The organism is Kangiella sp. HZ709, from assembly GCF_009674675.1.
Classification (GTDB): Bacteria; Pseudomonadota; Gammaproteobacteria; order Enterobacterales; family Kangiellaceae; genus Kangiella.
In genome coordinates, this window is sequence record NZ_WKJC01000001.1 from 1,341,682 (window position 1) to 1,355,581 (window position 13,900).

The 13,900-nt window shown below is 40.9% G+C and carries 12 protein-coding genes and 1 tRNA gene; 2 read left to right on the forward strand and 11 right to left on the reverse strand.

Annotation, left to right across the window (positions count from 1 at the left end; all coding sequences use genetic code 11):
• Positions 1-27 precede the first annotated feature (27 nt).
• Positions 28-531, reverse strand: a complete 504-nt coding sequence (locus tag GJS41_RS06205; RefSeq protein ID WP_154246425.1) for a hypothetical protein — start codon at positions 529-531, stop codon at positions 28-30.
• Between the two features lie 43 nt (positions 532-574).
• Between GJS41_RS06205 and GJS41_RS06210 the strand changes: the two genes are divergently transcribed.
• Complete coding sequence (locus GJS41_RS06210; RefSeq protein ID WP_154246426.1) at positions 575-1,213, forward strand: type III secretion system chaperone; 639 nt, start codon at positions 575-577, stop codon at positions 1,211-1,213.
• 70 nt (positions 1,214-1,283) lie between these two features.
• On the opposite strand, the gene pnp is transcribed toward GJS41_RS06210, so the two are convergent.
• The 10 genes from pnp to GJS41_RS06260 all read right to left on the reverse strand — a co-directional run bounded on the left by pnp (position 1,284) and on the right by GJS41_RS06260 (position 13,108).
• Positions 1,284-3,422: a polyribonucleotide nucleotidyltransferase gene (gene pnp / locus GJS41_RS06215; protein ID WP_370515643.1), complete on the reverse strand. Its 2,139-nt coding sequence runs from the start codon at positions 3,420-3,422 to the stop codon at positions 1,284-1,286.
• A gap of 114 nt (positions 3,423-3,536) precedes the next feature.
• Positions 3,537-3,806, reverse strand: a complete 270-nt coding sequence (rpsO, locus tag GJS41_RS06220) for a 30S ribosomal protein S15 (protein WP_154246427.1) — start codon at positions 3,804-3,806, stop codon at positions 3,537-3,539.
• A gap of 154 nt (positions 3,807-3,960) precedes the next feature.
• On the reverse strand, positions 3,961-4,566 hold the full coding sequence (locus tag GJS41_RS06225) for an alpha/beta hydrolase (protein ID WP_227551256.1): 606 nt from the start codon (positions 4,564-4,566) through the stop codon (positions 3,961-3,963).
• A 75-nt stretch (positions 4,567-4,641) separates the two neighbouring features.
• Positions 4,642-5,562 carry a tRNA pseudouridine(55) synthase TruB gene (gene truB, locus GJS41_RS06230; RefSeq protein WP_154246428.1) on the reverse strand — a complete coding sequence of 307 codons (921 nt, stop codon included), beginning with the start codon at positions 5,560-5,562 and terminating at the stop codon, positions 4,642-4,644.
• Positions 5,563-5,578: 16 nt separating this feature from the next.
• Positions 5,579-5,956 carry a 30S ribosome-binding factor RbfA gene (rbfA, locus tag GJS41_RS06235; RefSeq protein ID WP_154246429.1) on the reverse strand — a complete coding sequence of 126 codons (378 nt, stop codon included), beginning with the start codon at positions 5,954-5,956 and terminating at the stop codon, positions 5,579-5,581.
• A gap of 17 nt (positions 5,957-5,973) precedes the next feature.
• Positions 5,974-8,637: a translation initiation factor IF-2 gene (infB, locus tag GJS41_RS06240; RefSeq protein WP_154246430.1), complete on the reverse strand. Its 2,664-nt coding sequence runs from the start codon at positions 8,635-8,637 to the stop codon at positions 5,974-5,976.
• An 18-nt stretch (positions 8,638-8,655) separates the two neighbouring features.
• Positions 8,656-10,152 carry a transcription termination factor NusA gene (gene nusA / locus GJS41_RS06245; protein WP_154246431.1) on the reverse strand — a complete coding sequence of 499 codons (1,497 nt, stop codon included), beginning with the start codon at positions 10,150-10,152 and terminating at the stop codon, positions 8,656-8,658.
• A gap of 41 nt (positions 10,153-10,193) precedes the next feature.
• A complete protein-coding gene (rimP, locus tag GJS41_RS06250; protein WP_154246432.1) occupies positions 10,194-10,646 on the reverse strand; it encodes a ribosome maturation factor RimP in 453 nt (150 codons plus the stop codon).
• A gap of 311 nt (positions 10,647-10,957) precedes the next feature.
• A tRNA-Met gene (locus tag GJS41_RS06255) sits at positions 10,958-11,034 on the reverse strand.
• A gap of 52 nt (positions 11,035-11,086) precedes the next feature.
• The gene (locus GJS41_RS06260) at positions 11,087-13,108 is read right to left on the reverse strand and encodes a choice-of-anchor Q domain-containing protein (RefSeq protein WP_154246433.1); all 2,022 of its coding nucleotides are present in this window, start codon (positions 13,106-13,108) and stop codon (positions 11,087-11,089) included.
• Positions 13,109-13,338: 230 nt separating this feature from the next.
• Here GJS41_RS06260 and GJS41_RS06265 point away from each other — a divergent pair, with 230 nt between their 5' ends.
• Positions 13,339-13,809 (forward strand): hypothetical protein, encoded by a 471-nt coding sequence (locus GJS41_RS06265; RefSeq protein ID WP_154246434.1) that lies wholly within the window; start codon positions 13,339-13,341, stop codon positions 13,807-13,809.
• Positions 13,810-13,900 lie beyond the last annotated feature (91 nt).

The window sequence follows — 13,900 nt, forward strand, 5'->3', positions numbered from 1 at the left end:
ATATCCTATATTTCTTTACATTTAAGTTTATTTCTCAACGTATAAACCATCAAAAATAGTTTGCCAAGTTACACCATTATCATGCGATATATCCCAAACCTGTCGTACATATTTTTTTTTATTCTCTTCTTCTGGCGTCCAAGTAATTCGATTTAACACTTGCCCATTCTGTCCTTGAGTCATTCCCTTTAAGATCATCGAGCCTTGATGTATTTTTCCATCTAGTTGCAATAAATTACCACCATTATCAACCCAAGTTTGATGCCATTGTTTTTTCGTTTGGTCATAAATATTAAAGCTATGCCCTCGATTTGGACTGGCGCTCACCCAAGATTCTTTCAAAACACAACCATTCAAAATTTTCTCGATTTTATTCTCGCCAACTTTTTTACCCTTCGGGTCAAATACTTCCCATTCACCAATCCAAAAATCGAATTGATGGTACTCTTCTCCAGAACAGGGTACAGGCTGTTGCGCGGCATAAGTGCTAGAGCAAACCATCACTAACATCAGAATAACTATTTTTTTCATAATTTCTCCTTAAATTTATCTCTATCAGCATACTAGATGCTCGGTGTTAGACAAAATTTGTTTACCGTTAGCAAAAGTTCCTTTTAGCATTGATGACCTTGTAATATTTGCTTTGATTACACATCCAATTTGTACATACCAACTACAAAAATTCATTATGCGTATTCTTGTTGCTGTTTTCCTCACTGTAATTTGCCAGTCGTGCTTTACCGCCGAATCAGAAAAACCACTCGCTCATCAAGCCATGACTAACGAAGGTATTAAAAAGCATATCGAATCGCTAGGTTTAGAATTAGAAGGCAATGATGGATTTTGGACGCTAACTGTCAAAGAACAACAAGTACAAATTATTACTGATACTAAGGCTGATCGAATGCGCATTATAGCGCCAATCGCCAAAGCTGATGAACTCAGTAAATCGATGCTCTATCGTTTAATGCAGGCAAACTTTGAAAGCGCACTCGATGCAAGGTACGCTATTAGCAATGAAGTAGTTCTGAGTACTTATATCCATCCCCTGTCACCCATGACTAATAGCGAGCTTGAATCAGGTTTAGTTCAAGTTTTATCATTGGTTGGAACTTTTGGTACCAGCTTCTCTTCAACCGGATTCACTTTCGGAAGTGGAGCAACTGAGCAAAAAGACAATGAAGAAAAGTCCGATGATATAAATATAATTTAATAGTCGATTATTCATTAAAAAAGGGAGCCTAGGCTCCCTTTTTTAAATCATGCTTTTTACTTAAAGATGATTACTCTGCCGCTGGCTCTTGTGGAGCTTCGGCAGGAGCTTCTTCTTGAACCGGTGGGTCAATCAAAGCTTTCATACTTAAGCGAACGCGACCTTGGCGATCAACTTCTAGTACTTTAACTTTAACCATGTCACCTTCTTTCAGGTAGTCTGTTACTTTATTCACGCGCTCATGAGCGATTTGGGAAATGTGTACCAGACCATCTTTGCCAGGAGTCAATTGAACGAATGCACCGAAGTCAGCAAGGCGCACTACTTTACCTTCAAACTCCATGCCAGCTTCAATTTCCATGGTAATCATTTCGATACGCTTAATGGCTAATGCTGAACTTTCTGCATCGCTTGAAGCAACTTTGATAGTACCGTCATCTTCAATTTCGATCGTTGCACCACTTTCTTCTGTTAGTGCACGAATAGTAGAACCGCCTTTACCAATTACTTCAGAAATTTTGTCCTGAGGAATCTTAATGGTAGTAATACGCGGAGCATGCTCAGACAATTCTGCACGTGGCTTATCAATCGCTTGGTTCATTACGCTCAAGATATGTAAACGCCCACCTTTTGCTTGGTGTAACGCTTTTTGCATAATTTCTTGCGTGATACCGTCGATTTTGATGTCCATTTGCAGTGCAGTAATACCAGCTTCAGTACCCGCTACTTTAAAGTCCATATCACCTAAATGATCTTCGTCACCTAAGATGTCAGAAAGAACAACAAATTTGTCGCCTTCTTTCACCAGACCCATTGCGATACCAGCAACTGGAGCTTTCATTGGAACACCTGCGTCCATTAACGCTAATGAAGTACCACAAACTGAAGCCATCGAACTTGAACCGTTTGATTCGGTAATTTCTGAAACCACACGGATAGTGTATGGGAATTCTTCAATCGTTGGAGCCATCGCTGCAACACCACGTTTCGCTAAACGGCCGTGACCGATTTCGCGACGCTTTGGCGAACCCATAAAGCCAGTTTCGCCTACACAGTATGGAGGGAAGTTATAGTGCAACATGAAGTAGTCTTTTGACTCGCCCATAATGCTGTCTTTAATTTGCGCGTCGCGTTGTGTACCTAAAGTCGCCACTACTAATGCTTGAGTTTCGCCACGAGTAAAGATTGCGCTGCCGTGAGTTCTTGGCAAAACGCCGGTGCGGATGTCTAGCATACGAACCATATCTGGCTCACGACCATCAATACGTGGAGAGCCATTGATAATGCGTGAACGAACTACATCTTTTTCAATTGAATGGAACATATCTTTAACGTCGCCCGCAGAAGGTTGTCCTTCTTCTTCACCTGCTAAAGCTTCTACCGCAGCATCAGATAATTCATGAACTTTTGAATAACGTTCCGCTTTATCAGCAATTTGATAGGCTTCTTCGATAGCCGCTAAAGAATGACCTTTAACTGCATCGTAAAGTGCTACATCTTTTTCTGGAGCAGCCCAATCCCATTTTTCTTTTGCAGATTCAGCTGCAAACTCTTGGATAGCTTTAATAGCACGCTTAGACTCTTCGTGACCAAACATCACAGCGCCAAGCATTACATTTTCTTCTAATTCCTGTGCTTCTGATTCAACCATTAATACCGCGTCATTAGTACCAGCTACCATCAAATCTAATTTTGATTCTTTAAGCTGAGTTACGGTTGGATTCAGTACGTATTCACCGTCTAAATAACCAACCTGGGCAGCGCCAACTGGGCCAGCAAAAGGAATCCCAGAGATTTCTAAAGCGGCAGACGCGCCTAACATTGCAATAACTTCTGTTGGGATATCTTGGTTGATCGAAACGATGGTAATAACCACTTGTACTTCGTTCATAAACCCGTCTGGGAATAATGGGCGAAGTGGACGGTCGATTAAACGAGCAATTAAGGTCTCTTCATCAGAAGGACGCGCTTCACGCTTTAAGAATCCACCCGGGATTTTGCCAGCTGCGTAAGTCTTCTCTGTATAATTTACCGTTAATGGGAAGAAACTTTGACCTGGGTTAGCTTCTTTCTTGCCAACAACAGATACGAATGCTGTAGTTCCTTCACAATCAATTAATACTGCGCCTGAAGCTTGTCTTGCTACTCGGCCAGTTTCCATAGTGACGGTGCGACCGCCGTACTCAAAAGATTTTTTTATATAATCCACAATGTTTTCCTATATTTAATTACCCTTCCAGAACTCACATCGTCTGAAAGTTTTCTTATGGCATCGCTTCAGATGCCACAAACAAAAAAGGGGCTAGAAGCCCCTTTTTATTCTTTAGCGACGTAGACCTAATTTCTTAATCAAATCTGCGTAACGCGAATTATCTTTACGCTTTAAGTAGTCCAGTAATTTACGACGTGAACTTACCATGCGCAATAAACCACGACGTGAATGGTGGTCATGTTTGTGTGCTTTAAAGTGGCCTTGCAAATGGTTGATTTGCGCCGTTAATAAAGCAACTTGTACTTCAGGTGAACCTGTATCGCCTTCTGCACGAGCGTGTTCTTTTACAATTTCAGCTTTCGCTTCTGCACTTAGTGACATATCTCTACTCCAAAATGTTGAGTCTTTATAATTACTGACCAGCCAATCACTAATTCAGCCAATCAAACGAAGTCGCGATTTTACCTGTGTTTTTAGGCCTAAACAAGCCCCAAAGCCGTCAAATTGCTAAGAAAATTATTTATTTAGGGAGATTCTATTGATTTACAGCCTGAATAGCAGAAATCTCTCCAGATTCCACAATTTCGGCACTGAAGTCACTGTCTATTGGTGCGCTAATAAAGCACTCACGCAAGAACTGTTCAAAGCAGGATTCTGTCTCAGATAGTTTTTCTCTCAACCTATGGCCACCTTGAAAAATATGCAAGTTAGCACTAGCTGATTGAGCAAATCGAATAACGTTTTGTACCGGTACAATATCATCATCCCAGCCATGGACAATGGTAGTTGGGCAGCTTATCTTTTCTACTTCGGCCTCAGCATAACCATCCAAGTAGAGTGCTGGTGAAATCAAAAAGATACCTAGGGGATCATGTGAAAGCGCCGAAACTGCAGAAATATAACCACCCATACTAGTACCCACTAAGATATAAGGTCTGTCTATATCTTCTAAGTAACGATTCAACTTTTCTACTCGTTCATTCGTGGGTAGGCGGCGATAGTCCAAAGACTCCACCTCATAACCTAAACGGTTGGCAATCTTAGATAAGGCCTGAATACGGCTCCCTTTAGGCCCGGTAACTTTACCGTGAGAAAAAATCACCAAAGGTCTTTTTTCTATAGCAATATCAACTTCTTGCATAATCACTTACCTAAATTATTATCCTTATTTATTCTTATCATGTGTTTAACATCTATAAACACACCCTTTTATCATTTATGTTTCTTGTTTCAACAATCGGCTAGGGGCTACCTTGCCGTCATCATCAATTCTAGCAACACCAATGAATTGGTGTTCTTGCTCAAATAAGCATACCAAGCCATCTGCTGGTGCTTCTGCAATTTGTAGGGCTTGGCCCTGTTTCAAATAATAGGCTTCATTGTCTGTCAGTTGTAACTTCGGCCAACCCTGCAAAGCCTCTTCAATGGGCAATAACAATTGATCCATTTCAAGCTTTAAGTCATCGGTTTTCATTTCTCGCAATTGCTTCATGGATACAGTTTGCGTTAGTTCAAATTCGCCAACCGCAGTTCGTTCCAATTCCTGTACATGAGCACAACAACCTAAAACATCTCCAATATCTTCGACCAGATTCCGGATATAAGTTCCCTTAGAACAGTGAACATTCATTTCCACTTGTTCGCCTTCAAAGCGCAACAATTCTATCGAGTAAACACTTACTTCTCTTGCGTCCCTTTCTACCTCTATACCTTGTCGCGCAAGTTTATGCAGCGGGGTGCCATTATGCTTTAAGGCAGAATACATCGATGGTACTTGTTTGATAGAACCTTTAAATTGATTCATCACTGCTAGGAACTGTTTTTCATTAACATCCACGGGTTGAGATTCAATGACCTCACCTTCGCGATCAGCAGTGGTGGTCTTTTCGCCTAATTTAGCGACAACTCGATACTTTTTGTCTGCATTTAGAAGAAATTGAGAGAACTTAGTCGCCTCACCAAAACAAATCGGCAAAACACCTGTAGCTATGGGATCTAGAGCACCCGTATGGCCCGCTTTGGCAGCAAAATATAAATATTTCGCATCTTGCAAAGCCGCATTGGAAGTCATATCAGTTGGTTTATCTAATAGCAGAATACCGCTAATATCGCGACCGCGTTTACGTCGTCTTGCCATGAAAAATTCCTAAAACTTATGAATCAGAATGATTTGCTTCATCAGCAGAAATAGCTTGCTCAATTAAAGAGGACATTTTCTGCCCTTCAGAAATTGACTTATCATAGAAAAACTTCAAGCTTGGAACACTGCGCATGCGAATTGATTTAGCTAATTGAGAGCGTAAAAAACCGGCGGCATTGGATAATACTTCTACCCCTGCAGCAATTTCTTCGGCATCTTCTTTACCTAAAAAAGTCACAAACACTTTTGCATTTTGCAGATCAGTGGAGACGTCAACCGCAGAAACAGTGACAATCCCCAACCTTGGATCTTTCATTTCACGTTGCAAGAGTACAGCCAAATCACGTTGGATTTGGTCAGCAACTCTTGCCGCACGAGAATTAGTAGCCATTAATTATACCTTCTACTTTAAAGACTACGCTTTACTTCAACAATTTCAAAGACTTCTATTTGATCACCAGCTTTAACGTCGTTGTAATTTTTAACGCCGATACCACACTCCATGCCATTACGCACTTCGTTTGCATCGTCTTTAAAACGGCGTAAGGACTCTAACTCGCCTTCGTAAATAACAACGTTATCACGTAAAACACGAATTGGATTATTACGCTTAACCACACCTTCTATCACCATACAACCAGCGATTGCGCCTAGCTTTGGTGATTTGAAAACGTCACGAACTTCAGCTAGACCTATGATATCTTGACGGAATTCAGGAGCCAACATACCACTTAGAGCCGATTTAACTTCGTCGATTGCTTCGTAAATAATGCTGTAATAACGAATCTCAACCGCTTCTTTTTCCGCAGTTTTACGAGCAGTACCATCGGCACGCACGTTGAACCCAATAATAATAGCGTTCGAAGCAGCAGCTAAAGTCACGTCAGTTTCTTTAATGCCGCCGACGCCACTAGAAATCACACGTACTTCTACTTCGTCATGGGCCAAATCATGTAATGACTTACTTAACGCTTCTACAGAACCTTGCACATCAGCTTTAATAATGATGTTCAGTTGTTGCGCTTGTTCTGAGTCACCCATGTTAGAGAACATGTTTTCAAGTTTAGCTTTTTGCTGACGGGCTTGACGATCTTCACGTTGCTTTTGCTCACGCTTGGCAGCAATTTCACGAGCCGTTCTTTCATCAGCAACCACAGTTGCTTCATCACCAGCTACTGGCACACCGGATAAACCTAAAATTTCTACTGGAATCGAAGGACCGGCAACCTCGATAGTTTCACCATTCTCATCCATCATGGCGCGAACACGACCATAGTGAGTTCCGGCTAATAAAATATCGCCTTTCTTCAACTGACCTTTTTGCACCAACACTGATGAGATTGCGCCTCGTCCTTTATCTAAACGAGCTTCAATAACAAAACCTTTAGCTGCGCCGTTATCAACAGCAGTAAGCTCTAATACCTCAGATTGTAATAATATTGAGTCTAACAACTGGTCAACGCCTTCGCCCGTTTTAGCAGAAACGTGAACAAATTGAACATCACCACCCCAATCTTCAGGGATAACATCATGTTGTGATAACTCATTCTTAACACGATCTGGATCCGAGTCTTCTTTATCAATTTTGTTAACTGCGACAATCATTGGTACGCCTGAAGCCTTTGCATGTTGAACCGCTTCAACGGTTTGCGGCATAACGCCATCATCTGCGGCAACAATTAAGACAACTATATCAGTAACTTCGGCACCACGTGCTCGCATAGCTGTAAAGGCGGCGTGACCGGGAGTATCTAAAAAAGTAACCATACCTTTATCGGTTTCAACGTGATAAGCACCAATATGCTGGGTAATACCACCTGCTTCGCCAGAAGCAACATGACTAGCACGAATATAATCCAGTAAAGAAGTTTTACCGTGATCAACGTGACCCATGATGGTTACTACTGGAGCTCGCGGCTTAGCTTCACCCTCATCAGAAAGTGCCTCTGATAATGCTTTCTCTTCTTCAGCATCAGCGTTGAGCATCACAGGCGTATGACCCATTTCTTCAACGATAAGAGAAGCGGTTTCTTGATCGATGGATTGATTAACTGTTGCCATTACACCAACTTTCATCATCGCTTTCATTAATTCAGGTGCTTTTACCGTCATTGCTTTAGCAAGCTCACCGACCGTAATGGTTTCTGGAATCATTACTTCGTGAATAATTTCTTCAGTTGGTTTTTTGAAACCATGCTGTTTCAAAGCAGTTGGGGCGTTATAAACTTTTTGCTCAATAACCACACCTTTTTTATTACCCGTTGAAACTGCGTTAGCCACCAAGTCGGCATCAGAAGTTTTCTTCTTGCCCTTCTTCTTTTTCTTTTTACGGAAAGGAGATTTCTCTTCAAAGTCGGCAATCGACATTGGCTTAACTTTAGCATTCGGATCAGCTTTTACAACAGCAGGCTTATCAGAAGTAGATTTTTTCTTTTCTTCTAATTGCTGCTCAATTTTCTTTTTAGCTTCTTCAGCACGTTTAGCTTTTTCTTCATCCGTTAATTTGGACTCTTCAAGCTTGCGCTGAAGTTCTTCTTCAGCTTTTTTCTGCGCTTCCACAGCAGCTTGCTCTTCAGCTACTTTCTTCGCTTCAGCTGCCGCTTTTTGCTTAGCTTCTTCGTTAGCTTTAGCCTTAGCCGCTTCTTCTGCTTTTTTCTTAGCAGCTTCTTCAGCCTTTTTGATAGCTTCTGATTCAGCTTTCTGACGCTCAGCTTCTTGTTGCTTACGCTCTTCTTCTTCATGAGCTAACTTTGCCAATTCTTCAGCAGAACGTTTCACAAAAGTACGTTTTTTCTTAACCGCTACTTGTACAGATTTTTTCTTACCTTCTGCACTAGTTACACTTAAGGTACTTTTTTGAGTACGTCTCAAAGTAATCTTCTGAGGTTTAGAAGAACCATCCTCACCACCATGACTTTTCTGCAAAAACGCTAGTAACGTTTTCTTCTGCTCATCAGAAATAGAGTCATCTTCGTTTTTAACTTTTATACCGGCAGCAGCTAACTGCTCCAACAGTTTATCAACGGGAGTTTTAACGCTTTCTGCTAATTTTTTTACTGTAATATCGGACATTTAAATTCCCCGCTCTTATTATTCTTGATCCTCGAACCAAGGCTTACGTGCTGTCATAATTAACTCTGCAGCGCGCTCTTCGTCAATATCATCTATATCAACAAGATCATCAGTTGCAAGCTCCGCTAAATCTTCCATGGTGATAATACCCTTGCTTGCTAAAACGTAAGCCAAGTGTTTATCCATACCTTCCATCGTTAACAAGTCTTCAGCAGGTTCAGTTTTCTCTAACTTTTCTTCACTCGCAATTGCCTTAGTAAGAATTGCATCTTTTGCACGGCTTTTCAGTGCATCGATCAAACCTTCATCAAAACCTTCGATCTCTAACATTTCAGAAACCGGTACATAAGCAACTTCTTCTAAAGTACTAAATCCTTCTTGTACTAAGATTTCAGCAAGCTCTCCATCAACATCCAAATCTTTAACAAATGCTGCTAATACAGCTTCTGAATCTGATTGGTTATTTTCTGCGAATTGTTCCTCGGTCATTACATTCAATTCCCAGCCAGTCAATTCACTTGCTAGGCGGATGTTTTGACCACTGCGACCAATCGCTTGAGCTAGTTGTTCTTCATTTACCGCGATATCCATTGATTGCTTATCTTCATCAACAACAATCGATACCACCTCTGCAGGAGCCATAGCATTGATAACAAACTGTGCCGGGTTATCGTCAAATAAAACGATATCAATACGCTCACCATTCAACTCACCAGTTACAGCTTGAACACGTGCACCGCGCATACCTACACATGCTCCAACAGGATCGATTCGCTTATCATTGGTTTTTACTGCAACCTTGGCTCGAGAACCAGGATCACGCGCAGCACCTTTAATCTCAATGACTTGCTCGCCAATTTCTGGCACTTCAATTCTAAATAATTCCATCAACATTTGTGGCTTAGTACGACTAACAAACAATTGGGGACCACGATGCTCTTCATTGATTTCGTATAATAAACCACGAATACGATCACCCGCTCTAACAGTTTCGCGAGGCATCATCTCTTCACGTTTGATAACTGCTTCGGCATTGTTACCTAGATCTAAGAAGATATAATCACGAGTAATTTTCTTAACGACACCAGTAATTAAGTCGCCAACTCTATCGCGGAAAGCGTCAACAGTTTTAGCGCGTTCAGCTTCACGCACTTTCTGCACGATAACTTGCTTAGCAGTTTGTGCTGCGATGCGGCCAAATTCAATAGAGTCAATTTGCTCTTCTACAAAATCGCCTAATTGAATCTCTGGCTCATCGATTTGGGCAGCTGAAATGGTCATTTGGCCTAACGGCTCTTCCATCTCTGCATCATCTTCGATAACTTCCCAGCGGCGGAAAGTATCATATTCGCCCGTTTCACGGTCAATATCCACGCGCACATTGATTTCTACGCCATGTTTTTTCTTAGTCGCTGTCGCTAAAGCCGCTTCAAGAGCACCAAAAATAACTTCTGGGTTTACGTCTTTTTCGTTGGAAACCGCTTCAACTACTAACAAAATTTCTTTATTGCTCATAGCTATTAACCTTTACAAATCCTCGAAATAAAAATTCTTAATTAAAAATTTACAACCAAATTGGCTTTTTCTACTTGCTGACAAGGAATTTCAAAAGATTCCCCATCAACCAATAAATAAATCAAACCATTTTCAACTTTTTCCAATGTGCCCTTAAATTTGCGGCGACCATTAACCGCCACCGCCGAGCGCATCTCAACCTCTTCACCTGGATACATAGCAAACTGCGCTTCAGTAAACAGCGGTCTATCCATTCCTGGAGAAGATACTTCCAGATTATAATAACCTTGGATCGGGTCTTCTAAATCTAAAACACCACTAACTTGGTGACTTACTTCTGCACAATTATCAACATCGATACCATTTTCATGATCAATAAAGACACGCAAAACTGAATGTTTGCCTTGTGCTAAATATTCTAAGCCCCAAAATTCAAAACCAGTGGCTTCAACCGCAGGGCGAATCAATTCTTCTAAAACAGCATTTCTTGCCATTGAAAACTCTCACATAATTACTAATAAACGCTTGATCTAAAAACAAAAAAAGGCCCGTAAGGCCCATCACAAATAGCGTTATATATGATGGGTCATCTGTTGCTTTACCAATAAAGCAAGCAACTGTCCCATAAAGGATTATGCAAACACCATAAACCTTTAGTTTTGCTTAGAAAAAACAAAGCCCCTATATAAGGGGCCTTGTTATTATAGTCAGATAGCCTCAAAAAACAACGTTTTGAACCCCATCTTGGTTAATAGTTAAGCAATTCTATTAACCTGATTTAGCAAAATTCACTAAATCGTAATATTGGTAGCGGGGGCCAGATTTGAACTGACGACCTTCGGGTTATGAGCCCGACGAGCTACCAGGCTGCTCCACCCCGCATCGACGAGGGGCAATTATACGGATTTAACCGGCTATGACAAGAAAAATATGCTTATCTTTTACTTTTAAGTACTCTTGTTTCAACCGTTGCTTTTATTTGGTTGCCCGTATCATCTTCTATCGTATATTCAGTTTCAAACACACCGGCTTCTTTTGGCGTACCACTAAGGACATTAGTAGAAATATCTAACCTTAACCCACTTGGTAGGCCTTTGGCCGTAACTGTGAATTTAGAACTATCGTTATCACTTATATAACTATTTAAATCGATAAAGATACTCTGCCCTAAAGTTAAATTCTGAATCAGAGCAATAAAACTGTCAGTATCAAACATTGGGGGGTCCGAAAGCTCTACAGCGCCGATATCAATTAAACCTCCTATAACTCGTGCATATCCACGTTGATCTGTTGCCGGATTACTACCCGCAACTCCATTATCAATAAGTGGACTTCCAGGTAGTGGCAAGTGCGTTCGAGTTGGCCCTCCATAATAATCTAACGGGGCTAACTGCGAAGGGCCTGATGCTGTTGCTCCACAACTACCATCATCTATATGCACACCTCCACTAAGAGTGACATTGCTACTAAAATCCGAACTACAGAGTCCGTCAGCTAAAACTGTATTCCTCAATATCGCATCAGAAGAATTAAATGCAAAAACAGAGCCTCCAATATTCTCAGCAAAAGTACTATTATTTAATTCTACTGAAGCACCATTATTCGCATACATAGCCCCTCCTTCATCCCCTGAGTCATTACCTGATAAGGTGCTATTGGTTAACGCTAGAATTCCACCGTCTATAAAAATTCCTCCACCTCGAACATTGGCTTTATTGCGATATAGAGTGCTGGTCTCAATATTTACTATAGCGTTATCTTCAGCAAAAATTGCTCCTCCTCTATCTTCACTGTTGTTAAGTGATAAAAAACTTCTCTCTAAATTAACATTAGAATTTTCGGTAGAAATGGCTGCTCCCGACAGGGACGCTCTATTTCCAAAGAAAAACACATTATTTGCACTAACTGTTGCTCCCTGTCGAACAAGAACTGCGCCCCCATTTGTACTACTATTGCCTGTAAAGGTACTGTTCGTTATGTTTACAGAAGAACCTGGCCAACTAACCATGATCGCACCACCACCTACCCCACCAGAGCTTGTGGATAAGGTTTTATTATCTGCAAAAGTCGTTTCAAATATACTTACACTGGTGCCTGCCTGTCCGGCGTAAATTGCCCCTCCAGTAAACATCGCATTGTTGTCCTTAATATGAACACCACTGACCTTCAGAGTAGATCCGCCAGTAATATGAAATGCTCCGCCTATAACAGATGCACTATTGTTTGACACTAAATTATTAGTTACCGTTATCTTTGAGTTTATATAGGCCCTAGCAGCGCCGCCACGAGCACCGCTGTTACCCGACAACGCAGTATTGGTAAGATGTACACCAGCATTATAGTAAGCAGCAATACCGCCTCCTCGATTAGCGCTATTATTAGACACTACACTATCGTTCAGATATACAGATGAAGAATTCAAAGCAATAACGGCTCCTCCTGCAAAAGCAGCGTTATTATCTGACAATATATTTTTATCTACAGTCACAATAGCGCCTGAAATAGCCGCGATAGCTCCTCCATTACCAACATAACTCAACGCAGTTACAGCACTCGAGCCTTGCCCATTTACTAACTTTAGATTTAATAAGTTAAGTTTTATGCCATCGGCAATAAAGATTGAATATGCATTATCGCCACTAATGGTGATTTGGTTATTACCTGAAGGGCCTGTAACCATCAGACCATCCGTCACCGTAGGTAAGTCCGCAGTTAAGAGAATGGTGCTACCGTTTATGCTGCTATCGAATATAATTTCGTCGCCGCCAATACTCCCGGCAGTACAACCACCAGACGTAGTACCTGTATTTGCTGCGATAATGGCATCTGCCAAACTACATGTAGCTAATCCGCCAGTTCCGCCGTTCGCACTATTAACCACAATGACTGCAGCTTGAGTACTCAGAGATAGCATTAGTAGTACAAAAGCAGCAGCAAGTTTCCTATAAAATTTCATATCATTAGTCCTGAATTATTTCCAAAAGGAAAAAATATGCTTTCTGCTAATATCAGTACAGGTTTTTACAGGGTAAAACCCGGGTAAGATTTTGATATGCGATAACAGACTTAGTTTTACCCTATTTCTACCCTCTTATTTCATTGTTAGTCAAAATTACTAAAGTTAGGCTTTTGATTGTTCTTAATAGAGAACGTCACTCTATCAATTTTTAACTTAAGGAAAACGAGATGAAATTAATTAAAAAAAGTCTATTAACACTAGTAGTGGGAATATCCATAACATTGCCCGCAATATCTAAAGCTGCACAAAACTGTCCAACCTGTGGCGGATATTTTTATACTGCAGTAGCACAAATGAATAATAATGGAATCATCAGTTATCAGTACGCTAGTCGAGGACCTTATGCTACTGAGGAGGAGTGTCTACAGGCGACATATGAAGATTATGCAAACAATGACTCTTGGCTACCATTCGAAGGCAGTCCAAAATGTGTTTACCGCTTTGAAACTGATTATGAAGCCTATGAAGAAATATTGGACTTTTGGAATACTACAGCACCACCCACAGGTTCGGGCGCTGGCTCTATGAATAATGAAGAGTTAATTAAGAAAATTAAAATTCTTCGCCAAGATTACAGTATCAGGTCCTATAACCACAAACTGGAAGCCATGATTACTGATCCTGAAATGGATGATTGATTTAAAAATAGCAAAATCAATTTCTTGAATATCTATTCTCAACTGTTTACATTAAGAAGCCTTAGCTTTTGCAAGGCTTCTTTCTTAACGC

Excerpts from the sequence above, each read along its gene's own strand:
- GJS41_RS06265 (WP_154246434.1), top strand. The coding sequence starts at position 13,339 with ATGAAATTAATTAAAAAAAGTCTATTAACACTAGTAGTGGGAATATCC.
- GJS41_RS06260 (WP_154246433.1), bottom strand. The coding sequence starts at position 13,108 with ATGAAATTTTATAGGAAACTTGCTGCTGCTTTTGTACTACTAATGCTA.
- GJS41_RS06205 (WP_154246425.1), bottom strand. The coding sequence starts at position 531 with ATGAAAAAAATAGTTATTCTGATGTTAGTGATGGTTTGCTCTAGCACT.
- infB (WP_154246430.1), bottom strand. The coding sequence starts at position 8,637 with ATGTCCGATATTACAGTAAAAAAATTAGCAGAAAGCGTTAAAACTCCC.
- nusA (WP_154246431.1), bottom strand. The coding sequence starts at position 10,152 with ATGAGCAATAAAGAAATTTTGTTAGTAGTTGAAGCGGTTTCCAACGAA.
- GJS41_RS06225 (WP_227551256.1), bottom strand. The coding sequence starts at position 4,566 with ATGCAAGAAGTTGATATTGCTATAGAAAAAAGACCTTTGGTGATTTTT.
- rbfA (WP_154246429.1), bottom strand. The coding sequence starts at position 5,956 with ATGGCTACTAATTCTCGTGCGGCAAGAGTTGCTGACCAAATCCAACGT.
- rpsO (WP_154246427.1), bottom strand. The coding sequence starts at position 3,806 with ATGTCACTAAGTGCAGAAGCGAAAGCTGAAATTGTAAAAGAACACGCT.
- truB (WP_154246428.1), bottom strand. The coding sequence starts at position 5,562 with ATGGCAAGACGACGTAAACGCGGTCGCGATATTAGCGGTATTCTGCTA.
- rimP (WP_154246432.1), bottom strand. The coding sequence starts at position 10,646 with ATGGCAAGAAATGCTGTTTTAGAAGAATTGATTCGCCCTGCGGTTGAA.